Source organism: Pseudomonas sp. PVC-3-1 (assembly GCF_057444315.1).
Map to the genome: position 1 here is coordinate 902687 of NZ_CM172023.1, position 24757 is coordinate 927443.

General features: G+C 66.6%; 21 protein-coding genes. 13 read left to right on the forward strand and 8 right to left on the reverse strand.

Going from position 1 to position 24757, the window contains the following annotated elements; all coding sequences use genetic code 11:
• Nucleotide 1 precedes the first annotated feature (1 nt).
• The 5 genes from AC2T4A_RS04370 (at nt 2) to AC2T4A_RS04390 (ending at nt 7913) form a co-directional block, all read left to right on the forward strand.
• Nucleotides 2–1825 (forward strand): DUF1302 domain-containing protein, encoded by a 1824-nt coding sequence (locus tag AC2T4A_RS04370; RefSeq protein WP_486742794.1) that lies wholly within the window; start codon nt 2–4, stop codon nt 1823–1825.
• An 11-nt stretch (nt 1826–1836) separates the two neighbouring features.
• A complete protein-coding gene (locus tag AC2T4A_RS04375; RefSeq protein WP_486742795.1) occupies nt 1837–3174 on the forward strand; it encodes a DUF1329 domain-containing protein in 1338 nt (445 codons plus the stop codon).
• A gap of 303 nt (nt 3175–3477) precedes the next feature.
• On the forward strand, nt 3478–5571 hold the full coding sequence (locus tag AC2T4A_RS04380; protein ID WP_486742796.1) for a 3-hydroxyacyl-CoA dehydrogenase NAD-binding domain-containing protein: 2094 nt from the start codon (nt 3478–3480) through the stop codon (nt 5569–5571).
• Between the two features lie 10 nt (nt 5572–5581).
• Nucleotides 5582–6772: an acyl-CoA dehydrogenase family protein gene (locus AC2T4A_RS04385; protein ID WP_486742797.1), complete on the forward strand. Its 1191-nt coding sequence runs from the start codon at nt 5582–5584 to the stop codon at nt 6770–6772.
• 10 nt (nt 6773–6782) lie between these two features.
• Nucleotides 6783–7913 (forward strand): acyl-CoA dehydrogenase family protein, encoded by a 1131-nt coding sequence (locus AC2T4A_RS04390; protein WP_486742798.1) that lies wholly within the window; start codon nt 6783–6785, stop codon nt 7911–7913.
• A 466-nt stretch (nt 7914–8379) separates the two neighbouring features.
• Here the strand turns inward: AC2T4A_RS04390 and AC2T4A_RS04395 are convergent, their stop codons facing one another.
• Nucleotides 8380–9165 (reverse strand): IclR family transcriptional regulator, encoded by a 786-nt coding sequence (locus tag AC2T4A_RS04395; protein WP_416744047.1) that lies wholly within the window; start codon nt 9163–9165, stop codon nt 8380–8382.
• Nucleotides 9166–9373: 208 nt separating this feature from the next.
• Between AC2T4A_RS04395 and AC2T4A_RS04400 the strand changes: the two genes are divergently transcribed.
• The 4 genes from AC2T4A_RS04400 (at nt 9374) to AC2T4A_RS04415 (ending at nt 15461) form a co-directional block, all read left to right on the forward strand.
• Nucleotides 9374–11005, forward strand: coding sequence for an AMP-binding protein (locus AC2T4A_RS04400; protein ID WP_486742799.1), 1632 nt, complete (start codon nt 9374–9376; stop codon nt 11003–11005).
• A 47-nt stretch (nt 11006–11052) separates the two neighbouring features.
• Complete coding sequence (locus AC2T4A_RS04405) at nt 11053–12576, forward strand: 3-hydroxyacyl-CoA dehydrogenase (protein WP_486742800.1); 1524 nt, start codon at nt 11053–11055, stop codon at nt 12574–12576.
• A 108-nt stretch (nt 12577–12684) separates the two neighbouring features.
• A complete protein-coding gene (locus AC2T4A_RS04410; RefSeq protein ID WP_486742801.1) occupies nt 12685–14043 on the forward strand; it encodes a DUF1254 domain-containing protein in 1359 nt (452 codons plus the stop codon).
• 2 nt (nt 14044–14045) lie between these two features.
• A complete protein-coding gene (locus AC2T4A_RS04415; protein WP_486742802.1) occupies nt 14046–15461 on the forward strand; it encodes a DUF1254 domain-containing protein in 1416 nt (471 codons plus the stop codon).
• Nucleotides 15462–15547: 86 nt separating this feature from the next.
• On the opposite strand, the gene AC2T4A_RS04420 is transcribed toward AC2T4A_RS04415, so the two are convergent.
• Nucleotides 15548–16639, reverse strand: a complete 1092-nt coding sequence (locus AC2T4A_RS04420) for an aminopeptidase (RefSeq protein WP_416744054.1) — start codon at nt 16637–16639, stop codon at nt 15548–15550.
• Nucleotides 16640–16705: 66 nt separating this feature from the next.
• Between AC2T4A_RS04420 and AC2T4A_RS04425 the strand changes: the two genes are divergently transcribed.
• Together AC2T4A_RS04425 and AC2T4A_RS04430 are read left to right on the forward strand one after the other, a co-directional pair.
• On the forward strand, nt 16706–17122 hold the full coding sequence (locus AC2T4A_RS04425; protein ID WP_017517676.1) for a PA0061/PA0062 family lipoprotein: 417 nt from the start codon (nt 16706–16708) through the stop codon (nt 17120–17122).
• 43 nt (nt 17123–17165) lie between these two features.
• A complete protein-coding gene (locus AC2T4A_RS04430; RefSeq protein ID WP_486742803.1) occupies nt 17166–17606 on the forward strand; it encodes a PA0061/PA0062 family lipoprotein in 441 nt (146 codons plus the stop codon).
• Between the two features lie 579 nt (nt 17607–18185).
• Here the strand turns inward: AC2T4A_RS04430 and AC2T4A_RS04435 are convergent.
• The 5 genes from AC2T4A_RS04435 to AC2T4A_RS04455 form a co-directional block, all read right to left on the reverse strand.
• Entirely contained in the window at nt 18186–18431 is a 246-nt protein-coding gene (locus AC2T4A_RS04435; protein ID WP_416744058.1) for a DUF1161 domain-containing protein, read from the reverse strand.
• 82 nt (nt 18432–18513) lie between these two features.
• The gene (locus AC2T4A_RS04440) at nt 18514–18936 is read right to left on the reverse strand and encodes an OsmC family protein (protein ID WP_416744060.1); all 423 of its coding nucleotides are present in this window, start codon (nt 18934–18936) and stop codon (nt 18514–18516) included.
• Between the two features lie 216 nt (nt 18937–19152).
• On the reverse strand, nt 19153–19374 hold the full coding sequence (locus AC2T4A_RS04445) for a DUF1161 domain-containing protein (protein WP_416744062.1): 222 nt from the start codon (nt 19372–19374) through the stop codon (nt 19153–19155).
• A gap of 147 nt (nt 19375–19521) precedes the next feature.
• The gene (locus tag AC2T4A_RS04450) at nt 19522–19737 is read right to left on the reverse strand and encodes a dodecin (protein WP_017518905.1); all 216 of its coding nucleotides are present in this window, start codon (nt 19735–19737) and stop codon (nt 19522–19524) included.
• Between the two features lie 100 nt (nt 19738–19837).
• Complete coding sequence (locus tag AC2T4A_RS04455; RefSeq protein WP_486742804.1) at nt 19838–20734, reverse strand: LysR family transcriptional regulator; 897 nt, start codon at nt 20732–20734, stop codon at nt 19838–19840.
• Nucleotides 20735–21046: 312 nt separating this feature from the next.
• Between AC2T4A_RS04455 and trpB the strand changes: the two genes are divergently transcribed.
• Together trpB and trpA are read left to right on the forward strand one after the other, a co-directional pair.
• Nucleotides 21047–22255, forward strand: a complete 1209-nt coding sequence (gene trpB, locus AC2T4A_RS04460; protein WP_054907542.1) for a tryptophan synthase subunit beta — start codon at nt 21047–21049, stop codon at nt 22253–22255.
• The gene (trpA, locus tag AC2T4A_RS04465; protein ID WP_416744066.1) at nt 22252–23058 is read left to right on the forward strand and encodes a tryptophan synthase subunit alpha; all 807 of its coding nucleotides are present in this window, start codon (nt 22252–22254) and stop codon (nt 23056–23058) included. Before trpB ends, trpA begins: the two co-directional genes overlap by 4 nt.
• A 159-nt stretch (nt 23059–23217) precedes the next feature.
• On the opposite strand, the gene AC2T4A_RS04470 is transcribed toward trpA, so the two are convergent.
• Nucleotides 23218–24726 (reverse strand): YdgA family protein, encoded by a 1509-nt coding sequence (locus tag AC2T4A_RS04470; protein WP_416744067.1) that lies wholly within the window; start codon nt 24724–24726, stop codon nt 23218–23220.
• Nucleotides 24727–24757 lie beyond the last annotated feature (31 nt).

Sequence of the window (24757 nt, forward strand, 5' to 3'; positions counted from 1 at the left end):
AATGACAAGAATCCATCCGGCCCCTGCCCCCATTCCGCTTCTGGGGCGGTGCCAACACTGCAAACCTCTCCTGCTTGTCCTCGCGGTGGGCAGCGCCATCCCGGCGCAGGCCACCACCTTCGAGCTGAACGACGACTGGAGCCTGTCGACCAAGACCACCCTGAGCCTGGGCGCCAGCTGGTCCGCGCAGGACCCGGACCGGCACCTGATGACCCACGCCAACGCGGTGCAGGCGCAGCACATCGAGAACGCCGACGGCAGCAGCGTGAGCGCCGACGACAACCGCCTGAACTTCAAGAAGGGCGACCCCATCTCGCAGATGTTCAAGGGCCTCACCGACTTCAGTCTCGACGGCCAGGGGCAGGGCGCCTTCGTCCGCGTCAAGTACTGGTACGACCACGCCTACGAAACCGGCGACGGCCGCTTCAAGGACTTCGACGACAGCGGCTGGCCGACCCTGGCGCGCTACCACGGCTTCGATACCCTCGATGCCTACGTGTGGAAGGACTTCGACGTCGACGAGCATCCGCTCAACCTCAAGCTCGGCAAGCAGGTGATGTCCTGGGGCGAGGCGATCCTGATCCAGAACGGCATCAACGTGATCAACCCGCTGGACTACAGCGCCTTCAACAAACCCGGGGTGGACATCAAGGAAGGCCAGCTGCCGGTGGAGATGCTCTCCTTCAACCTCGGGCTGACCGACAAGGTCAACCTGGAAGGCTTCTACCAGTACAACTGGCGCCCCAGCGTGCTCGACGGCTGCGGCACCTTCTTCGCCACCAGCGATGTCATCCAGCCCGGCTGTGGCCCGCTGTACCTGAGCCAGGTGCAGACCGACGCGCAGATGCAGGCCAGCGGTCTGTACGCCTCCCACGGCGACGACCAGGATCCGTCCGACCAGGGCCAGTGGGGCGTCGCCCTGCGCACCCTGATCAGCTCGCTGAACGATGCCGAGGCGGCCTTCTACTACGTCAACTACCACGCGCGCCTGCCGTACCTGCAGCTCACCGCGCGGGACGCCAGCAAGCCCGGCAACTTCCCCATCGGCCGCGTGCAGGGCCCGGTATATGCCGCCGCCTTTCCGGAGAACATCCACCTCTACGGCCTGAGCATCAACGGTGCACTGCCAGGCTGGGGTACCTCGCTGGCGGCGGAGCTGAGCTACCGACCGAACATGCCTGTGGCCTACAACGGCCCCGACATGAACGTCGCGATGATCACCGGGCCATCCGGCAGTTCGGCCATCGAGGGGATTCCGGCCAGCGCCACCACCACCGGCCAGACCCTGGACGGCTGGGAGCGCAAGCCGGTGTGGCAGATGACCGCTTCCGCCACCCAGATCATCGACAACGTACTGGGCGCCACCCGCCTGACGCTGCTCGGCGAGGCCGGCGTGGTGCACGTGGGTGATGTCGGCGATGAGCCCCTGGGGCGCAACGCAGCCTTTGGCCGCAGCGCGCCGCTCAACGGCACGACGTGCAACACCGTCGCCAGCGGCGTGACCAACCGCTACTGCACCGACGATGGATTCACCACGCCCTGGTCCTGGGGCTACCGCCTGCGCGCCGGCCTGGAATACAGCGACGTGCTGCCAGGGGTGAACATGCTGCCCAGCCTGAACTTCCGCCACGACGTCGAAGGCTACTCCTACGATCCGGGCGGGCCGTTCCAGGAAGGGCAGATGGCCGCCGGCCTGTCGCTGGCCTTCAACTACCTCAACGATTACAGCCTGGAGTTCGGTTACAACACCTTCTTCGGCACCAACAAATACAGCACGCTCGACGACCGCGACTTCTACAGCGTCAGCGCCAAGGTCGACTTCTGAGGAACCTGCCGATGCAACTCATGCCAATCACTGCCCTGGCGCTCGCCATGGGCCTGGCCTTCAACGCCCACGCCAACACGGCCGCCGACCTGGGCGGCAAGCTGACCCCGACCGGTGCGGAAAAAGCCGGCAACGCCGACGGCAGCATCCCCGCCTGGGACGGCGGCCTGAAACCCGACGCCGGGCAGGTCGACGCCAAGGGTGGCTACGCCGATCCCTACGCCAGCGAGAAGCCCCTGTTCACCATCACTCCGGCCAACGCCGGGCAGTACAGCCAGTGGCTCAGCCCCGGCGAGCAGGCGATGTTCAAGCGCTATCCGGCGACTTACAGGATCAACGTCTACCCCAGCCATCGCAGCGCCCGGCTACCCGACGAGATCAACGCCGAAACCCGCCGTAACGCCGAGCAGAGCAAGCTCGCCGACGGCGGCAACGGTGTACTGAACTACCACCGCGGCGTGCCCTTCCCGCTGCCCAGGGAAGGCGTCGAAGCGCTGTGGAATCACATCACCCGCTACCGCGGCGGCAGCCTCTCGCGCACTTTCAGCTCGGCCAACGTGAAGGAGAACGGCGTCTTCGCCCTGGTCCGCTCGCAGACCGAGATGAACTACGCCGAAACCATCGACGACCTGCCGCAGGACGCCAACCTGCTCTACCTGTTCAAGACCCGCGTGCTGGAACCGGCACGGCTATCCGGCGAGGCGGTGCTGTCCCACGAGCCCATGGACCAGATGGCCGAACCGCGCGCCGCCTGGCAGTACATCCCCGGCCAGCGCCGCGTACGCCGTGCCCCGCTGATCGCCTATGACAACAGCGCGCGCTACAGCGACGGCATGATCACCGCCGACAGCCTCGACGGCTTCAACGGCGCGCCGGACCGCTACGACTGGAAGCTGACGGGCAAGCAGGAACTGTTCGTACCGTACAACAGCTTCCGCCTGTACGACCGCTCGGTGAAATACGCCGATATCCTCAAGACCGGCCACCTCAACCCGGACCTGGCGCGCTTCGAGAAGCACCGCGTGTGGGTTGTCGAAGCCACCCTCAAGGCCGGCGCGCGCCACGTCTACAGCAAGCGCCGCTACTACCTCGACGAGGACAGCTGGAGCATCGTCCTCGGCGAGTTCTACGACAGCCGCGGCGAGCTGTGGCGCAACTACCAGTCCCACGCCATGCCGTACTACGACAAGCAGTTCACCTACGAAGCCCTGGCCGCGGCCTACGACCTCATCAGCGGGCGCTACTTCGTCAACGGCCTGATGAACGAGGAAAACAGCGACCTGAAAACCGGCCAGCACGCGAAGATGAGTGACTACACGCCATCGGAGCTGCGGCGCTGGGCGAAGTAGGGCTTCCGCTCCCTTGTCCCGGCTGGGCGTAGCCGGGGCGGTTGCGCCCTCTCCGGAAATCCGGAGAGGGCGTTTTTGTTTTGTGGAAGAGGACTGAGGTGCGGGCAAGCCTGAGCGCAAGAGCCCCCTTGTAGGAGCGAGCCTGCTCGCGAACCACCCAACATCAGAGCCACCGGCAAATCTGTTCGCGAGCAAGCTCGCTCCTACAAAGAGCTGGTCCGTCCTATCGACAAGCAAAAATCAACACCGTATTCTGCACAGCGAAACATCATTCCGTTAAAACAAGTCTAAACGGAGCACAGCATGTCAGAAGCGGTACTGCTCGAACGCCGGGGCGAGATAGCCCTGGTGACGGTCGACAACCCACCGGTGAATGCCCTCGGACAAGCCGTCCGTGCTGGCCTGCTCGCCGCCTTCCAACAGGCGGAGGCCGATCCGCAGGTGCGCGCGGTGGTGCTGGTCTGTGCCGGGCGCACCTTCATGGCCGGCGCCGATATCCGCGAGTTCGGCAAGCCGCCGCAGGCGCCTTCGCTGCCGGAAGTGGTCGAGATCATCGAAGGTTCGACCAAACCCAGCGTTGCCGTGATCCATGGCACCGCGCTGGGTGGCGGGCTGGAAGTCGCGCTGTCCTGCCATTACCGCATCGCCCACCGCGACGCCCAGGTCGGCCTGCCGGAAGTGAAGCTCGGTCTGCTTCCTGGCGCGGGCGGCACCCAGCGTCTGCCGCGCCTGGCCGGCATCGAGAAGGCTTTGGACATGATCGTCAGCGGCGCGCCGATCCGCGCGCCGCAAGCCTTGGAAAACGCCATCCTCGATGAACTGTTCGACGGCGACCTCATCGAAGCCGGCCTCGCCTTCGCCCAGCGCCTGCTGGCAGATGGCAAGGGCCCGCGCCGCACCGGCGAGCGCAATGAACGCGTGCAGCAAGCCGGCGTGGCCGCGCTGATCGCCCACAAGCGCGGCGAGGTGCACAAGCGCCTGCCCGGCCAGTTCGCGCCGCAGCGCTGCATCGACGCCGTGGAAGCCGCCAGCCAATTGCCGCTGCGCGAAGGCCTGGTGCGCGAGCGTGCGCTGTTCCAGCAATGCATGGAGTCGCCGCAACGCGCCGCGCAGATCCACGCCTTCTTCGCCGAGCGCGAGGCAGCCAAGGTCGAAGGCCTGGCGGCCGGCATCCAGCCGCGCGAGGTGCGCAACGCCGCCGTGATTGGTGGCGGCACCATGGGCGTCGGCATCGTCCTGTGCTTCGCCAACGCGGGCATTCCGGTCAAGCTGCTGGAGGTGAACGACGAAGCCCTGCAACGCGGCCTTGACCGCGCCCGCAGCACCTACGCCGCCAGCGTGGCGCGTGGCAGCCTGGGCGCCGAGGAGATGGAGCGGCGCATGGGCCTGATCAGCGGCGTGCTCGATTACGCTGCGCTGGGCGATGCGGACGTGGTGGTCGAAGCGGTGTTCGAAAGCCTGGACGTGAAGCGCCAGGTCTTCGAGCAGCTGGACGTCGCCTGCAAACCCGGCGCGATTCTCGCCAGCAACACATCCTCGCTGGACCTCGACGAAATCGCCGCCTTCACCCAACGCCCGCAGGACGTGGTCGGCCTGCACTTCTTCAGCCCGGCCAACGTCATGCGCCTGCTCGAAGTGGTGCGCGGCAAGGCCACCTCGGACACCGTGCTGGCCAGCGCGATGCAACTGGGCAAGCGCCTGAAGAAGGTCGCGGTAGTGGTCGGCGTGTGCGATGGCTTCGTCGGCAACCGCATGATCTTCCAGTACGGCCGCCAGGCCGAGTTCCTGCTGGAGGAGGGCGCCACACCCGCGCAGGTGGACCGCGCGCTGCGCGCCTTCGGCATGGCCATGGGGCCGCTGGCGGTGCGCGACCTGTCCGGCCTGGACATCAGCCACGCGATCCGCTCGCGCCAGCGGCCGAACCTGAAGCCCGGCCAGACGCTGCCGACCGTGCTCGACCACCTGATCGCCGCCGGCATGCTCGGGCAGAAGAGCGGCACCGGCTTCTACCAGTACGGCGAGGGTGGCCGCGCCCCGCAGGACAACCCGGCGTTGCCGGCCATGCTGGAGCAGGCCGCGGCCGACCGTGGCATCACCCGTGGGCCGGTGAGCGACGAGGAAATCGTCGAGCGCTGCATCTACGCGCTGATCAACGAGGCGGCGAACATCCTCGACGAAGGCATCGCCCAGCGCGCCAGCGACGTCGACGTGATCTTCCTCAACGGCTACGGCTTCCCCGCCTGGCGTGGCGGCCCGCTGTTCCATGCCGACAGCGTCGGCCTTGCCCGCGTGCTCGAACGAATCCGCGAATTCCACCAGCGCCTCGGCGCCTGGTGGCAACCCGCACCACTGCTCGAACGCCTGGTGGCCGAAGGCCGCTGCTTCGCCGATCTGTAGAGGACCTGCCATGGACATCCATTTCACCCCCGACGAACTGGCGTTCCGCGATGAAGTACGCCACTTCCTCGACAGCAAACTGCCCCAGGACATCGCCACCAAGGTGCGCCTGGGCAAACACCTGAACAAGGGCGACCACCAGCGCTGGCAGCGTGTGCTCGCCGAACAGGGCTGGTACGCCACGCACTGGCCCGAGGAGTTTGGCGGCACCGGCTGGAACGCCGTGCAGAAGCACATCTTCGAAGAGGAATGCGCCGCCTTCGGCGCGCCGCGCACCATCCCCTTCGGCGTCAACATGGTCGCCCCGGTGATCATCAGGTTCGGCACGCCCGAGCAGCAGGCGCACTACCTGCCGCGCATCCTCGACGGCACCGACTGGTGGTGCCAGGGCTACTCCGAGCCAGGTGCCGGCTCCGACCTCGCTTCGCTGAAGACCCGCGCGGTGCGCGACGGCGATCACTACGTGGTGAACGGCCAGAAGACCTGGACCACCCTCGGCCAGCACGCCGACTGGATCTTCTGCCTGGTGCGCACCGACCCCGAGGCGCAGCAGCAGCGCGGCATCAGCTTCCTGCTGATCGACATGCAGACGCCGGGCATCACCGTGCGCCCGATCATCACCCTGGACGGCGAGCACGAGGTCAATGAGGTGTTCTTCGACAACGTGCGCGTACCGGTGGAAAACCTGGTGGGCCGCGAGAACGAAGGCTGGACCTGCGCCAAGTACCTGCTCACCTACGAGCGCACCGGCCTGGCCGGCATCGGCGCGTCCAAGGCGGTGCTCGCGCACCTCAAGCGCGTGGCCGGCCGAGAGCTGTGCGAGGGCAAGCCGATGCTCGAAGACCCGCTGTTCCGCGCCCAGGTAGCGGAAGTGGAAATGCAACTGATGGCCATCGAGATGAGCACGCTGCGCATCCTCGCCGCCGCCCGCGAAGGCGGTGTGCCGGGCGCGGAAAGCTCGATCCTGAAGGTGAAGGGCACGGAAATCCGCCAGGCGATCAGCCACCTGCTGCGCAAGGTGCTCGGCCCCTACGCGCTGCCCTTCATCGAAGACGAATTCGAGCTGGGCGCCGAACCGCTGCACGCGGACTACTCGGCGGCGCCAGCCAGCCAGTACTTCAACCTGCGCAAGCTGTCGATCTTTGGCGGCTCCAATGAAATCCAGAAGAACATCGTCTCCAAGATGATTCTCGAGCTGTGAGGGGCTGACCATGGACTTCAAACTGAGCGAAGAGCAGCAGATGCTGCAGGACACCGCGGCGCGCCTGGTGCGCGACGCCTACCCGTTCGACAAGCGCGAAGGCTTCAGCCGCTCCGAGCTGGGCTACAGCGCTGACTTCTGGCGCCAGCTCGGCGAGCTGGGGCTGACTTCGGTGGCGCTACCCGAGGCATACGGCGGCTTCGGCAGTGGTGTCGAGAGCATGCTGGTGCTTACCGAGCTGGGCCGTGGGCTTTGCCTGGAGCCGTACCTGCAATCGGTGGTGCACGCCGGCGGGCTGATCGCCCAGTTGGGCAGCGATGCGCAGAAGGCCCATTGGCTGCCGCGCATCGCCAGCGGCGAAGCGCAGCTCGCGGTCGCGTTCGAAGAACCGCAAAGCCATTACCACCTGCACGACGTGCAGACCCGCGCGGAGCAGGCCGGCGATAGCTGGAAACTGAGCGGCCGCAAGGCGGTGGTTATCGGCGGGCAGAGCGCCACGGCGATACTCGTTTCGGCTCGAGTAGCAGGCACCGCGCGGGACGAGGCGGGCATCGGCCTGTTCCTCATCGATCCACAGCAAGGCGGCGTCAGCCGCCGCGAGTACCCGACGGTGGACGGCCAGCGCGCCTGTGAGCTGTTCCTCGATGGCGCTGTTGGCGAAGCCCTCGGCGTGCCGGGCGAGGCGCTACCGGCACTGCGTTACCAGCAGGGCCGCGCCCTTGCCGCGCAGTGCGCCGAAGCCCTCGGCAGCCTGCAGGAAGCCTGCGCGCTGACCCTGGACTATTTGAAGACGCGCAAGCAGTTCGGCATCCCCATCGGCAAGTTCCAGGTGCTGCAGCACCGCATGGTGGACATGCGCAGCGAGCTGGAACAGGCCACCAGCATGGCGATCCTCGCCGCCTGCGTCGCCGACCAGCCCGACAGCGCCGAGCGCAGCCGCACCCTGGCCGCCGCCAAGTTCATCGTCACCCGTGCGGCACGCTATGTGGCGGAACAGGCGATCCAGCTGCACGGCGGCATCGGCATGACCTGGGAATACGTACTCGCTCACCACGCCAAGCGCCTGGTGATGCTCAGCCACCAGTTAGGTGACGACGACCATCACCTGAAGGTGTACGCGGGGTTGATGGAAGTGGCGTAACGCATACACCTGCCCTTGTAGGAGCGAGCTTGCTCGCGACCCGCCCAGCATTGGCGCTGCCGGCGAGCCTGTTCGCGAGCAAGCTCGCTCCTACAGAAAACACCTCAGCTCAGGCTTTGGTTCTAAAGACTTCCAGAGAAATGTCTGTGCACTCCGAAGCGCCCCTTTCAGGAGGCCTCGTTGAAGCGGAGTTTCAGGGGTTGAGCGACATGGATGTCGCGAGAGCGCTGTCGGGCCAGGGATGGCCCGTCAGCGCGTGCCCCTGAAATTCCGACTCAACGAGGGTATTTTTCGCCCCAAGCGAAAAACCGGATGGAGGGGCAAGACCTTTGCCCACTTTGGGTCTCTCCAAAGTGGGCGCCCGAGGGGGCGAAAAAAAAACTATCAGCGCAAGCCGAGGCGACGCAGAACACCCAAACGAAAAGCATCGCGGAGAAGCTCCGCTCCTACGAAAGCTCGGAAAAAATCAGGCCCCGAGGCTCTCGATATCCCGCGCCAATATCTCCAGCTCATGGGCCAGCGACCCGCGCAGGGTTTCCTCGCTGAGCTGGAACGACGGCGCCCCGCAGGTCAGCGCCATCAGGCCACCATCGGCCAGGCGCAGCGGCACGCCAGCGGCGCGCACGTTACGGTCCCAGTCGCCCAGCGACAGGCAGAAACCGTGCTCGTAATACTCCTCGAAGGAAGCATCCAGCGAGGCACGCATCACGGACCAGTCGCCCTCATGCCGCTCCTGCAGCGCCGACAGCAGGTGCTCGCGCTCCTGCTGCGGGGTCGCGGCGAGGTAGGCGCGGCCGGCGGCGGTGGTTGCCAATGGCAGGCGCACACCGGCGTCCATGCGCAGCGAAGTGGCTTCCGGCGGACGGCAGTTTTCCACGTAGATCATCGACAGCCAGTCCCGGCAGGTCAGGCCGACCGTGGTGTTGGTGCGGCGAGCGAAGGCATCCATGTACGGCTTGGCCAGCTGGCGGACGCGCAGGTTGGAGACGTAGGCGTAACCCAGCGCCAGCACGCCGGAATCCAGCTGGTACTTCTCGTGCTGCTGCGAGTAGCAGAGGTAGCCGAGCTGGGTCAGGGTGTAGGTCATGCGCGACACCGTTGCCTTGGGCAGGCCGGTGATCCGCGAGATTTCCTGGTTGCCGAGCACCACCGAGCCGTGGGTGAAGGCGCGCAGCACATCCAGGCCGCGGGCGAGGGCCTCGACGTACTTGCGGTCCTTGGGGTTGCTGCTGTCTTCGACTTCGTCGCTCATGGGGCCTCGGCGGGATCATTTCTGCGGCGCCACGCGCGGCGCGGGCGAACGATAGCAGATAGCCCCCTCGCCTCGCAGCGGTCCGCGTGCGCTCATTGCACGCAGCTAGCCTATCGCATACCATCGATTTCGACACACTGTTTCGCTGTGCAGAACAACAATTCGAAGCCAGAGCCGATCCAGGCTCGGAAAAGCAACGGAGAAGTCGATGTCCGCTCAACCGACCGGTCACGTAGCCCGCGAGATCGCCCGTCACGGCTACCAGAACCTCCACGACCTGCTGCGCGATGCCTGTCGCGAGTTTCCCGAACGCCTCGCCTTCTCCTGCGGCGACAGTCATCTCACCTTCGCCGAACTCGAGCGCCAAGCCGACGCCTTCGCCCGCTACCTGCGCCACCACGCCGGCCTGAAACCAGGCGAGCGCCTGGCGCTGATGTTGCCCAACTCCCTGCAGTACCCCATCGCCACCTTCGGCGCACTGAAGGCCGGCGTGGTACTGGTGAACACCAACCCGCAGTACACCGCGAGCGAGTTGCGCCACCAGTTGGCCGACTCCGGCGCCATTGCCGTGCTCCTGCTCGACCGCCTGCTGCCGCTGCTGCGTGGCGTGCAGGCGCACAGCGAGGTGCGGCAGGTGCTGCTGACCTCGATCGACGACATCGAACGTCCGCAGTTCGACAGTGACGAAGCCGACTGCACGCGCTTCCAGCAGGCCCTGCGCCTGGGCGCCGACGCGCCACCTGTGGACACCGAGCCGGGGTTGGATCGCCTCGCGCTGCTGCAATACACCGGCGGCACCACGGGCGTTTCCAAGGGCGCGATGCTCAGCCACCGCAGCCTGATCGCCAACGTCGTGCAGACCCTGGAACTGTTCCTGCGCCCCGGCCTGCTGGAGCCGGCCAGCGACGTGCGCATCGCGCCGCTACCGCTCTACCACATCATGGCGTTCTCGACGAACCTGCTGAGCTCGGTGGGCATGGGCCTGCACACGGTATTCATCCGCGATGGGCGCAATCTCGACGAGATCATCGGCGCCATGCGCCGCTATCCCTTCACCCTGATGAGCGGGATCAACACCCTGTTCGTCGGCCTGATGAACCACCCGGATTTCCCCGCCATCGACTTCAGCCACCTGAAGTGGGTGACCTCCGGCGGTGCGCCGCTGAACCGCGAAGTGGGCCGGCGCTGGGAAGCGGCGACCGGTGCGCCGGTGCGCGAAGGCTTCGGCCTGACCGAGGCTTCCCCGGTGGTCTCCACCGGTACCTTGCTCAGCCCGTATCGTGAGGGCTACGTCGGCCAGGCGCTGGTGGACACCGAGCTGCGCACCGTGGACGAGGAGGGCAACGACACCGGCCCCGACCAGCCCGGCGAATTGTGGCTGCGCGGCCCACAGGTCATGCAGGGTTACTGGCAGCGCCCGGAGGAGAGCGCCCAGGTATTGACCGAGGACGGCTGGCTGAAGACCGGCGACATCGCCGAACTGGACGCCGACGGCATGCTCAAGATCGTCGACCGCAAGAAGGACATGATCCTGGTCTCGGGTTTCAACGTGTTCCCCAACGAAGTGGAGGACGCAGTGATGCGCCACCCGGGCGTGCGCGAGTGCGTGGCCATCGGCGTGCCCGACGAGCGCAAGGGCGAGTCGGTGAAGCTGTTCGTCAGCCTCAAGGACGATTCCCTGGCGCCAGCGCAGATCATCGCCCACTGCCGGGAGCACCTCACCGGCTACAAGGTGCCGAGCTTCGTCGAGGTGCTCGACGAGCTGCCCAAGACCAGTGTCGGCAAACTGCTGCGCCGTCAGCTGCGCGATCTGGAGCTGGCGAAAAGGGCCACCGTGTGAGCACAACGTCTATGGTTGATGCAGGTGCGCACGACGAGAGCCGCAGCATGACCGAGTCCTTCCACCGTATCGGCGTCATCGGCGCCGGGGCCATGGGCCGCGGCATCGCCCAGCTGTTCGCCAGTGCCGGCCTGCCGGTGCGGTTGTACGACAGCAACCCGCAGACCGTGGAGCAGGCCCTGGCCTTCAACCGCGAACTGCTGGAGCGTTCGGTGGCCAAGGGCAAGCTCAGCCCTGACGCACTCGGCGCGACGATGCAACGCCTGCTGCCGACCCACAGCCTCGACGAACTGGCCGACTGCGACCTGCTGGTCGAGGCCATCATCGAGGACCTGGGCGCCAAGCAGGCGCTGCTCGCCGAGCTGGAAAAACGCGTGGCGCCGGATGCCGTGCTGGCGAGCAACACCTCATCGCTCTCGGTCACCCGTATCGCCGCGCGCTGCCAGCGCCCGGAACGGGTCGCCGGCTTCCATTTCTTCAACCCGGTGACGCTGATGCGCATCGTCGAGGTGGTGCGCGGCCAGCGCACCAGCGAGTCGGTCGTGCGCCGCCTGAGCCGACTGGCGGAGCAGGCCGGGCATTACCCGGCGGTGTCGCCGGACAGCCCTGGCTTCATCGTCAACCACGCCGGCCGCGCCTTCAGCACCGAAGCGCTGCGCATCCTCGGCGAAGGCATTGCCAGCCCGGCGCAGATCGACCGCATCCTGCGTGACGGCGTGGGCTTTCGCATGGGGCCCTTCGAGCTGCTCGACCTGACCGGCCTGGACGTTTCCCACGCGGTGATGGAGTCGCTCTACCAACAGTTCTACCAGGACCCACGCTACACTCCGTCGCCCCTGGCCGCGCAACGTGTCGCCGGCGGCCTGCTGGGGCGCAAGAGCGGCGAGGGCTTCTACCGCTACCGCGACGGCCAGCCGGTGCGTGAGCCGCAAGAGCAGTACGAAACCGTGCTGCTCAATCGCCCCTATTGGCTCGACAGCCAGGACCCGGAGCTGCGCCACCGCGTGGCGGCAATACTCACCCTGGGCGGCGTGGTGCTGGAGACCGGCGAGGCGCCGTCGTCGCGCGCCATCTGCCTGGTCACTCCGCTGGGCGTGGATGCCAGCACGCGCATCGACGCCCTCGGCCTGCCGCCGGAACGCAGCCTGGCGCTGGAGACCTTCACCGAACTGGACCGCCGCCGCGTGCTGATGCGCCAGCCGGCGCTCGACCCGGCGCTGGAGGCGCAGGCGCGCCAGGCGCTGGGCAGCGACGGCGTGCCGGTGGAAGTGATCAACGACTCGCCCGGCTTTATCAGCCAGCGGGTGGTCGCCGGCATCGTCAACCTGGGCTGCGAGATCGCCCTGCGCGGCATCGCTACGCCAGTGACGCTGGACCGCGCGGTGCAACTGGCACTGGGCTATCCCCTGGGCCCGCTGGCCTTCGGCGAGCACTACGGCGCGGCGCGCATCCTCACCATCCTCCAGGGCCTGCAGGCCTGCTACGGCGAGGCACGCTACCGGCCCAGTCCCTGGCTGCGGCGACGGGTGCAGCTGGATTTGCCGCTGCATAGCCCGGATCGCGCGGAGTAGTGCGCCAGCGGCGATGATCGTTTTCTGTCCGCTGGCGCTAACTGTGAGCGCAGCGCCGTGGAGCACTCTGGCCGGCGACATGCCAACAAGAACAACGAGGAAGACCTCATGCGCCACTGGCTGCCCGCACTCGCCCTGCTTCCCCTGTTCGCCGGCCACGCCTGGGCCGCCGGGCCGACGCCGCAACAGGCCCGCGACCTGGCCGAGCAGGCCTACCTGTTCGCCTTCGCCACCGCCGAGCACGGCAAGACCCTGCAAGCCATCGCCGCCAAGCTGCCGGTGAACTACCTGTACAACAAGACCACGCTGCTCGGCCCGGAAGACCGCACCGTGGTCTCGCCGAACAACGACACGCTCTACTCCTATGCGCTGCTCGATCTGCGCGAACATCCGGTGCTGCTCAGCGTGCCGGCGGTTCCGCAGCGCTACTACAGCTTCCAGCTGATCGACATGCGTACCAACAACCTCGACTACATCGGCACCCGCGCCACCGGGCGCGACGCGGGCAGTTTCCTGATCGCCGGTCCCGACTGGGACGGCAAGACACCCGAGGACTTCAACGGCAAGGTGATCCGTTCGCCCAGCCGCATCGTCTTCCTGCTCGGCCGCACTGCGGTCGATGGAGAAGCCGACCTCGACGCCGCCAAGGCCGTGATGGACGGCTACAAGCTGCGCAGCACCAAGCCCACGCTGCTGCCGCACAAGATCGACGTGCCGCAGTACCTGCCGACCAAGGAAGGCCCAGCGGAAAACGTCTTCATCGACTTCAACGGCCTCTCCGCCTGGCATGCCTGGAGCCCGGAAGAACAGGAGCGCTTGAAGCAGTTCGCGCAGATCGGCGTGGGCACCGGCAATCCCTTCGACGCCACACAGTTGCCGGCGGACATCGCCCAGGCGGTGGAGCAGGGCGCCGAGGCCGGGCGCGAAAAAATCGTCGCCGCCACCGAGCGCTTCGCCGCGCCGGTCAATGGCTGGCAGAACTCGCCGACCAACATCGGCCACTACGGCAACGACGACCTGACGCGCGCGGCGGTCGCCTGGAAGTACATCTATGCCAACGACCCCGCCGAAGCGATGTACCCGCTCACCCGTGTCGACGCCGCCGGACAGGCGCTCGACGGCAGTCGTGCCTATCGTCTGCACTTCGCTGCGGGCCAGTTGCCGCCGGTGGATGCCTTCTGGTCCGTCACGCTCTACGACGGCAAGACCCAGATGCTCGCGGCGAACCCGCTCAACCGCTACGCCATCAATAGCGCCAGCGACCTGAAGAAAGACGCCGATGGCGGCCTGACCCTGACCATCCAGCATGCCCGGCCGGCCAGCACCGACAACTGGCTGCCGGCACCGCCGGGGCCGTTCAACCTGATCCTGCGCATGTACCTGCCGCAGGCAAAGGCGCTCAAGGGCGAATACCAGCCGCCGGCCGTCCAGCCCATCGCCAGCAACGCGATCACCAGCAAGGAGTAGCCATGAACCCGATCCTGACCCGCCGCCGTCTCATCGGCGCCAGCGGTGCGCTCGGCTTCGGCCTGACGCTTCCCGACTGGCTGCTCGCGGCCTCTTCCCAGACGAGTGATCCGGCCATGCCCGAGACATCCACTGACCAGGAAACCGTCCGCCAGGCGTGGCTCTATGCCTACCCGATGCTGATGCACTACCAGACGATGCAGAAGCAGGCGCTCGATGTGAAATCGCCGGAGTATGTCGGCGGCTTCGGCGTGTTCCGCCACTACAGCGAACTGTTCACGCCGAAGAACCGCGACATCGTCACGCCCAACAACGACACGCCCTACTCCTGGGCCTGGCTCGACCTGCGCGCCGAGCCCTGGGTGCTCAGCGTGCCTGCTGTGCCCGAGGACCGTTACTACGTGCACCAACTGGTGGACCAATACACGTTCAACTTCGGCTACGTCGGCGTGCTCAGCACCGGCCGCGAGGCCGGCGACTTCCTGATTGCCGGGCCGGACTGGCAAGGCAGTACACCCGCGGGCATCCGCCAGGTGCTACGCAGCGAAACGCAGATCGCCATGATCCTGGGCCGCACCGGCCTGCGCGATGCCAACGACCTGCCCGCCGTGCGCGAGTTGCAACAGCAGTACCGTCTGCGCCCGCTGCACGAGTTCGCCGGCCGTCCGGCGCCGGTCGGCGCGCCAGCGGTGAATTGGCTGCCCTGGGAATATCCCCGAGACCTCGGCCCGGCCTTCATCGCGCACCTGAACCAGATCCTCGCCTTCTGCCCGGTGGACCCGAGCGAAATCGAGCTGCGCGAGCGTTTTGCCCGGCTCGGCATCGGCGCGGGGCTGCGGTTCGACCCGGCCGCACTGTCGCCCGAACAGCGCCAGGCGCTGGGCGCCGGCATCCAGCAGGGCGTAGCGGAACTGAAGGCGAAAGGCGCCACGCTACGCTCATCCGCCGGCCTGTTCGGAACCCGCGCGGCGATGCACAACAACTACCTGGCCCGCGCCGCGGCGGCGGCCAGCGGCATCTACGGCAACAGTGTGGAGGAGGCGATCTATTTCGGCACGCGCAGCGACAGCAGCCAGCAACCGCTGGTGGGCGGCCAGCGCTATCGCCTGCGCTTCGCACCGGGCGCGTTGCCGCCGGCGAAGGAGTTCTGGTCGATCACGCTCTACGATCTGCCGGACCGCCAGTTGGTGGACAACCCGATCCAGCGCTACTGCCTGAGCAGCCGCGACCACCTCGTGCGCGACGCAGACGGCGGAGTAACGCTGTACATCCAGGCGGATTCACCCGGCAAGGCGCAGGAAGCCAACTGGCTGCCGTCGACGCAGCGGGGGCCGTTCAACGTCATCCTGCGTATCTACGGGCCAGAGCAGGAAGTGGTGGGCGGGGTGTGGAAGATGCCGGGAGTGGAGCGGGCGTAAGGCGCGCCGCCGCCGTCAGGTATCGGTTCGCGAGCAAGCTCGCTCCTACACGTCATGGCCTTGCGCGAACCGGTTCCCCGAAAACATTACTGGAAGCTGACGAACTCCCCGGCTTTCAGCTTCTCCAACGCCGCCTTGCGCTCCGCTGGCGGCAACGCCCCAAGCTTTTCCACTCGCGCGAAGAACGCCGGCCAGTTCCCGCCCACCTGCCTGAACAACGCCGCAAAGGCAGGCACCCACTGGTCGTAGAGGCCAAAGGGCAACAGCTTGGCGTTGTTCATCGGCCCGTTGACCCAGGCGTCGAACGGCGCCTTGCCGCCCCAGTCATGATCGCGCATCTGCGCGTAGTCGCGGCGCAAGCGCTCGAACTCGGCGGCCTTGCCGGCACGCTTTTGCGCGTCGCTGCGCGGGCTGGCATACAGCGCCTGCAAGCGCTCGCGGGTATCGAGCACCAGTTGGGTGAAGCGCTTGCGTTGCTCGGCCAGCAGCGGCGATTCATCCGGCAGGTTGCGCGCAGCGCGCCAGCGGCGGCCGCCTTCTTCCTCGACGAAGGAGGCGTAGGACTCGTTGAAGGCGGTGTCACCGGGCAAATAGAACTTCTGGTGCGCCAGCTCGTGGAAGATCGTCTCGGCCAGGCGCTGGTCGCCCCAGCGCAGCATGCTGCTGAGGATCGGGTCGTCGAACCAGCCAAGGGTCGAATAGGCCTCCACGCCGCCAATATAGACATCCAGCCCCTGCTCCTTCAGGCGCTTCGCCTCGGCCTGCGCGCCCTTGTCACCGTAGTAGCCGCGATAAGCCACGCAGCCGGCGATGGGGAAGCAGTGGGTCAGCGGCTGCAGCGACAGCTCGGGCGTAGCGAACACGTTCCACACCACGTTGGGCCGATGGATGTCGGCGTAGAGGCGGTAGCTCTGGTTGTCCGGCAGACCCAGCTCGGCGCTGGCAAAGGCGCGCGCCTCCTGGGACAGTTCCAGGCGCTGGCGCAGCGCAGGGTCGCGGGTCGGGTCGGCGACCACTTCAGCCACCGGCTCGCGGGCGGCAAGCAGGCGCAACTGGCCGTCCGCCAACTGGCCGTAATAACCCACGGTGGAACAACCGCTCAGCGCCCAGATGGCCAGGCAGGGAACCCAGCGGCACAGGCGGCGGTCGAGTGTCGGGATAAGAAGGCGGAAGGGCATGCGCGGAACATAGCACAGCGCCTGGTCCGCTCGCTGCCGCCCCCCTTGACCCAGGAGCCACCCCCGATGCGCGCCCTTCTCATACCTGCCGGCCTGCTCGCCCTGAGCGGCTGTTCGATGCTGATGCCCCAGCCGGACCCGAACCGCGCCTGGGTCGATCTGGATACCAATAGCCAGAGCGACCTGGCGGCCATGGAAGTGGACAACAAGGAATGGTCCAGCACCCGCTACTTCGAGGTCGACCCGGGCTCCCACGAACTGCGCGTGCGCTTCCAGTTCCAGGTAGAACCTGTGGATATCGGCCCGGTGGACGAGGCGCTGTGGCGCGACTGCGAAATGACGGTGCAATACAAGGAATTCAGCGCCGGCCAGCGCTACCGCCTGGAGACCGGCAGCATCGGCTTCCGCCCCTGGGCCAAGCTCTACGACGCCCAGGGCGGCGAGATCGCTCGCGGTCGCGAACGGGGCTGCGCCAAGGCCTGAGCGGGGTATGCTGTGGGATGAGCCCATCCCACGGTGAACCAACATGCCTCCGCGCTACCTGCCTGGCCCGCTTTCCCTGAGCCTCGCCCTGCTCGCCGGCTGCGCCAGCCCGCTGCCCGCCCACGACCCGCAGATGGCCTGGGTCGACCTCTACACCACGCCGGGCAAGACCCTGATGGCCGAGCGCCTGGACGGCAAGTCGGTGACCGACGGCCGCTTCTACCAGGTGACGCCGGGGCGCCACGACCTGGTGGTGCGCTTCCAGTACGAAGTCTCCAGCGGCGGCGGCATGGGCCAGATGACCGACCCCTCGGAGCTGACCTGCCGGGTCAAGGTAACCTACGACGACTTCGCCGCCGGCCAGCGCTACCGCCTGGAGCTGCGCCCGCAATTACGCAGCGCCCTGGCACTGCTGACGGACGCCAACGGCACTCTGGTGGCGAAGACGGATTTCCAGGGCGCGGTGCGCTGTGGGCCGTTCTAGCTGGAACGCATCGGCGGCAATTGCACGGTCGTAGGAGCGGACTCCGTCCGCGATGATGTCCGCACGCGCCGGATGTCGATCGCGGACGGAGTCCGCTCCTACAAGATCAACGGCCCCTCTCCCAAACCCTCTCCCGCAAGCGGGAGAGGGGACTGTTCAGTGCAGGTTGAAGCCTCGGCGTCAGCCGGTACTTCCGGCGCACGGGGTCCACGCCGGATCCAGCTGAAGCACAAGCTGCGGGGATTGAGCATTCGTAGGAGCGGACTCCGTCCGCGATGATGTCTGCACGCGCCGGATGTCGATCGCGGACGGAGTCCGCTCCTACAAGATCAATGCCCCCTCTCCCTGACCCTCTCCCGCAAGCGGGAGAGGGGACTGTTCAGTGCAGGTTGAAGCCTCGGCGTCAGCCGGTACGTCCGGCGCACGGAGTCCATGCCGGATCGGCTGAAGCACAAGCTGCGGGGATTGAGCATTCGTAGGAGCGGACTCCGTCCGCGATGATGCCCGCACACGCCGGATGTCGATCGCGGACGGAGTCCGCTCCTACGCAGTAATCAAGCCCGGCGCGGGGAGGGAAACTCAGCTGTCGTTCTTCTGGTAGATGATTCGCCGCTTGCCGTTGTCGCAGGTGCCGACCACCATGTTCGGGTCCTTCACCTCGGCCTTGTCCACGATTTCCAGGGTGTAGGAGGTCACCCCGGCGGCCTGGATCTTGGTTTCGATCTCGGCCTTGAGCTCTTCGCACGGCTTCACCGCCGCCCAGCTCGCGCCGCTCGCCAGCAGCAGCGCCACGCCGGTCGCCACGGCCCACTTCTTCGTCGTCATCACATTCCCTCGTCAAAGCCCCACGGTGGGGCACCCTATCCTAACGGTGGACCTCCATCGCCGGACAGAGTGCCGCGCGGGCTCATTCGAGGCTGGCGTCGAGGGTGATGCGTGCGTTGAGCACCCGCGAGACCGGGCAGCCAGCCTTGGCCTTGTCGGCGATGGCCTGGAAGGTCTGCGCGTCGGTGCCCGGCACCTTGGCCTTCAACGTCAGGTGCACGGCGGTGATGGCGAAGCCGTCGGTGAGTTTCTCAAGGCTGACTTCAGCCTGGGTGTCGATGCTGTCAGCAGTAAGGCCAGCCTCGCCAAGCATCATCGACAGAGCCATGGAGAAGCAGCCCGCGTGGGCCGCGCCGATCAGTTCTTCCGGGTTGGTGCCCGGCGCGCCTTCGAAACGGGTGTTGAAGCCGTAGGGTTGCGACTTGAGCGCGCCGCTTTCGGTGGAGATCGTGCCCTTGCCGTCCTTCAGGCCACCCTGCCAGTGGGCCGATGCCGATTTCTTCATGTCGCGTCCTCCGCGTGGATTGCAGTCAGGACGTTCGAGGCGGCGACGCGCGCAGGGTTCAGCTTTTCGCACTGTCCTTTGTAGGAGCGAGCTTGCTCGCGAACCTGCACGGCACGGTGCCATCCCGTTCGCGAGCAAGCTCGCTCCTACACAACGTCGGTGCATGAAAAAGGCCGGGCCCCTCGCGGAGCCCGGCCTCGATTCACGTCCAGGGGCTTACTTGGAATAAACGATTTCCTTGGTGCCGCCTTCGCAGGTGCCGACGACTTGCTTGCCGCCCGCGCTGCCTTTGTCGACGACCTCCAGGTTGAATGAGGCGACGCCCTTGGCCTTGATCTTCGCCTCGATTTCCGACTTCAGCTCTTCGCACGGCTTGCCGGCGGCAAAGACGTTGCCAGCCAGGGCGAAGACCCCCACAGCGATCATGAACTTCTTCATCGGTAACGCTCCCTCGTCCTACACAGAAAAGGCCCGAACGGGCCGGAAAACCGGGCTACCCCGGTACGCACATCCACGCGCCCGGCCAGCATGGCCCAGACGCGTGACAAAAAAGCCGCGTGACATCAAATGTTCGAGCGCTTCGATCTAGCTATTGGCGATGCGGAAACCGACCTTGATGGTCACCTGGTAGTGCCCCACCGCGCCGTTCTCGATGTGCCCGCGGGTATCCACCACCTCGAACCACTCCAGGAAATCGATGCTCTTCGCCGCTTCCGCCAGGGCGTTGTTGATCGCGTCCTCGATACTGGTGCGCGAGGAGCCGACCAGCTCGATCTTCTTGTAGGTGTGGTGATTGGACATGACGGCTCTCCTCATTCGCGGGGCCGCGCAGGCAGATTGCCAGCGCCTCAATGGACAGTAGTAGAGGGGTGGACCCAGGGCAAACGCACGGGTTCAGACTTTAGGCCGGACCGTTGAACTCGACCTGCAGCCACTGCGCCAGGCGCTCGGCGCGCGGATCGGCGCGGCGCTCGGGGACCCACAGTGCCAGCCGTGCGGTGGTTTCGACGAAACCCCAGGGCGCGGCAAGGCGGCCGGCGGCGAGGTCGTCGGCCACCAGCTGCTGCGGGGCGATGGCCACGCCGAGTCCGGCCACGGCGGCTTCCAGCAGGTAATAGAGGTGCTCGAAGCCCTGGCCCAACTTCAGCCGCGATGAGTCAAGCGCGTGGCGCGCCGCCCACTCCGGCCACGCCTGCGGGCGCGAGACGGTGTGCAGCAGGGGTTCGCCCAGCAGCGCTTCGGCCGGAGCCGCGCGCAACTGCTCGAAGCGCGGCGAGCGCGGACTGAGCACCGGGCCGATGCTTTCCACCGCCAGCTCAAGCACCCGCATGTCCGCCGGCCACGGCGGTGCGGCGAAACACAAGGTGGCGTCGAGGCCGCCACGACGCGGATCGAGGTCGCCGTCACTGGCGGAAAGCTGCAGGCGCAGGTCCGGAAGGTCGCGATTCAGGCGATCAAGACGCGGAATGAACCAGCGCGCCAGCAGGCTGCCCGGGCAGCCGAGGACAAAGGGCGCATCGCCCCCGGCCTGGCGCCGCAGCTCGGCGCAGACACTGCGCAGGCGCTCGAAGGAATCACTGGACACCTCGCTCAGGCGAACCCCGGCATCGGTGAGTTTTACGCCGCGCCCTTCCTTGACGAACAGCGCAACGCCCAGCTCTTCCTCCAACAGGCGGACCTGCCGGCTGATCGCCCCGTGGGTGACACTCAGCTCATCTGCCGCTGCGCTCACGCCGCGCAGGCGGGCAGCGGCTTCGAAGGCGCGCAGGGCATTGAGGGGCGGAAGGTCGCGGCTCATGGCATTCAACCTGTGAGTTTTTCTGACATGTCATGGCGATCTTATCGCTTTTCCCCGTCATCACACAGCCGTATCCTGAGCAACATTCGTAGGAGCCGCGCCGCCATGGCCCGCTCCTGCATGACCAGAGCCCCTCTCCCTAACCCTCTCCCGCAAGCGGGAGAGGGGATTGTTCGGTGCAGGTTGAAACCTCGGTATCAGCCGGCACATACGGCTCCCTCTCCCTTCGGAGCGGGGCGCGTAGCCAGGACTGGGGAGAGGGGGAGCCCAGGCACACTGTCTCGGAAAGAGACACGATCCAGGAGTGATCCCATGTCCACACTGCGCACCGGTCCAGACGCCAAGGGCCTGTTCGGCAGCTTCGGCGGCCAGTACGTCGCCGAGACCCTGATGCCGCTGATCCACGACCTGGCCCGCGAGTACGAGAAGGCCAAGGACGATCCGGAATTCCTCAAGGAACTCGCCTACTTCCAGCGCGACTACGTCGGCCGCCCGAGCCCGCTGTACTTCGCCGAGCGCCTGACCGAGCACTGCGGCGGCGCGAAGATCTACCTCAAGCGCGAAGAGCTGAACCACACCGGCGCGCACAAGATCAACAACTGCATCGGCCAGATCCTCCTGGCCAAGCGCATGGGCAAGCAACGCATCATCGCCGAGACCGGCGCCGGCATGCATGGCGTGGCTACCGCCACCGTGGCCGCGCGATTCGGCCTGCAGTGCGTGATCTACATGGGCACCACCGACATCGATCGCCAGCAGGCCAACGTGTTCCGCATGAAGCTGCTGGGCGCCGAGGTGATCCCGGTTACCGCCGGCACCGGCACCCTCAAGGACGCGATGAACGAAGCCCTGCGCGACTGGGTGACCAACGTCGACAGCACCTTCTACCTGATCGGCACCGTGGCCGGCCCGCACCCGTACCCGGCAATGGTCCGCGACTTCCAGGCGGTGATCGGCAAGGAAACCCGCGAGCAACTGGCCGAGAAGGAAGGGCGTCTGCCCGATTCGCTGGTCGCCTGCATCGGCGGCGGCTCCAACGCCATGGGCCTGTTCCACCCGTTCCTCGACGACACCAGCGTCAAGATCATCGGCGTCGAAGCTGCCGGCCACGGCATCGAGACCGGCAAGCACGCGGCCAGCCTGAACGGCGGCGTGCCGGGCGTGCTGCACGGCAACCGTACCTTCCTGCTGCAGGATGAAGACGGCCAGATCATCGACGCGCACTCCATCTCCGCTGGCCTGGACTACCCCGGCATCGGTCCGGAACACGCGTGGCTGCATGACATCGGCCGCGTCGAGTACACCTCGATCACCGACCACGAAGCCCTCGACGCCTTCCACCAGTGCTGCCGCCTGGAGGGCATCATCCCCGCGCTGGAGTCCTCCCACGCGCTGGCCGAGGTCTTCAAGCGCGCGCCGAACCTGCCCAAGGACCACATCATGGTGGTGAACCTGTCCGGTCGTGGCGACAAGGACATGCAGACCGTCATGCACCACATGCAACAGGAGCCGCAAGCATGAGCCGCCTGCAGACCCGCTTCGCCGAACTCAAGGAACAGAACCGCGCCGCCCTGGTGACTTTCATCACCGCTGGCGATCCGGGCTACTCGACCTCGCTGGACATCCTCAAGGGCCTGCCCGAAGCTGGCGCCGACGTGATCGAGCTGGGCATGCCCTTCACCGATCCGATGGCCGACGGCCCGGCGATCCAGCTGGCCAACATCCGCGCCCTGGGCAACGGCCAGAACCTGGCCAAGACGCTGAAGATGGTCCGCGAATTCCGCGCCGGCAACACCACTACTCCGCTGGTGCTGATGGGTTACTTCAACCCGATCCACTACTACGGTGTGGACAAGTTCATCGCCGACGCGAAAGAAGCCGGCGTCGACGGCCTGATCGTCGTGGACCTGCCGCCGGAGCACAACGAAGACCTCTGCCACCCGGCCCAGGCCGCGGGCATCGACTTCATCCGCCTGACCACTCCGACCACCGACGACAAGCGCCTGCCCACCGTGCTCGAGGGCAGCTCCGGCTTCGTCTATTACGTCTCGGTGGCCGGCGTGACCGGCGCGGGCGCCGCCACCCTGGAGCACGTCGAGGAAGCCGTGGCACGCCTGCGTCGCCACACCGACCTGCCGGTGTCCATCGGCTTCGGCATCCGCACCGCCGAACACGCCGCAAGCATCGCCCGCCTGGCCGATGGCGTGGTGGTGGGCTCGGCGCTGATCGACAAGATCGCCGAAGCCACCAGCTCCGCCGATGCGGTGCAGGGCGTGCTTGGCCTGTGCCGCCAACTGGCCGAAGGCGTGCGTAACGCTCGCTGATAGCGGCGACGCCGGATCGCTTTTCTGTAGGAGCGAGCTTGCTCGCGAACCGGCCCAGCATCGGAGCTACCGGCAATAACTGTTCGCGAGCACGCTCGCTCCTACAGGAAGCATGAAAAAGCCCGGCAGATGCCGGGCTTTTTTCGTTTCTGGCGAGGCTTATTCCACGCTCTCTTCCTGCGGCTCCTCTTCGCCACCGGCAGCCGCGCCGCCCAGGCCGAGACCCTGCGCCGAGCCCATGGCGAAGGCCATGAATTCCGGCACGCTCATGTCCTTGCCGTTGAACTTCACCTGGTCGTTGGCGTAGGCCAGCGAGCTGCTCAGCGCATTGCCGTCCAGAACGGCCCACTGCGAGTTCAGCGCCATGCCGCTGAACAGGTCGGTCATGGCATCGGACTGCTGCTTGAGCGCCACTGGATCGACGCTGCCGGCAGCCTCGCCACCCAGCGAGCCCTGCAGGGCAACGATGTCACCGATCACCGCCTTGTCCACCTTCAGGTCGGCCTTGAGCGCGGCCAGGATGCTGCGAGCCATCTCGTCAGGCGTTGCTGCGGCGGCATTGGGCTTGCGCAGGTCGACCGACAGCGAAGCCTTGGCCACGCCGTGGCTGGTCTGCAGGGACAGCTCGTCCAGCGACAGCACCGGCGAGCCTTCCAGCAGCGCCAGGCCGAGGCGTTTGAGTTCCTCTTCCTGCGCCGGGGTCAGCTCGGTGCTTTCCAGGCTGTCCAGCGCCATCTTGTTGTAGGACTCCTTGAAGGTCTTGAGCACGCCTTCGTCGAGGTTGCGCAGGCTCAGGTCCAGCTTCACGCCGCCGATTTCCTGGCCCTGCACCACGACCTTGCCGACGCGGTAGGAGACGCTCTGGTCCAGGCCCTTGCCGCCCTGCTTGAGGGTTTCCTCGACCACGGCGTCGCGCAGCTCAACTTCAGGAGCGCCCGGCGACTTGATGTTCAGGCTCTTGATAGTGGCGGAGCTGGGGCCCAGGGCGAAGCCGTTGGCGTTTTCCTTCTTGTCGCCTTGCATGCCCAGGTCACGCAGTTGTACGCGCGCCGGTTGGCCGGTGTTCTCGTCGGTGAAGTCCAGGTCCACTTCGGCGAGGTTGCCGACAGCGCTCACGTCCTTCTTGTCGCCGGACACGTTGAACGTGATCTTGGCCGGGGACAGGCGCAGCTTGTCGCTGTCCTTGGCGAATTCCAGGGCGGCGGTCTCGACGGCCCCTTCCTGTTTCTGGTCGTAGTGGATGGTCAGCTCGCCGAACAGCGGCGCCTTGCCGCCGGAGGCGGTGAACAAGGGGGCGGTGAGTTCGTTCTGCTCCAGGGCGAAATGGCTTTGCGCCATGACCGGCGCCAGCTTGCCGGCCGCCAGGCGCGAGGCCGGGAAGGGGCCGTGCTCGAGGCGATCCGTGAAGACCAGGGTCTGCGGCTGCTCGCCATCCTTTCCAGTGAAGGTCAGGTTGTAGCGCGCGGAGCTGGAGAACAGGCCGCGCTGGATGTCCACGAGCGTCAGGTAGGCGCCCAGGCCGGGGGCTTCCTGCTTGAACAGTTCGTTGGCTTCGGTGATGCCGCGGTTCACTTCCTGCTCGACGCGGGTACCGGTGTACCAGGCGCCGGCAATGGCGGCGCCCGCGATGACAACGGGAATGGCGATGGCCAGGGCGGTCTTCTTCATGCTGAGTCCTTTCAAGTGCGGCCGTACGGGG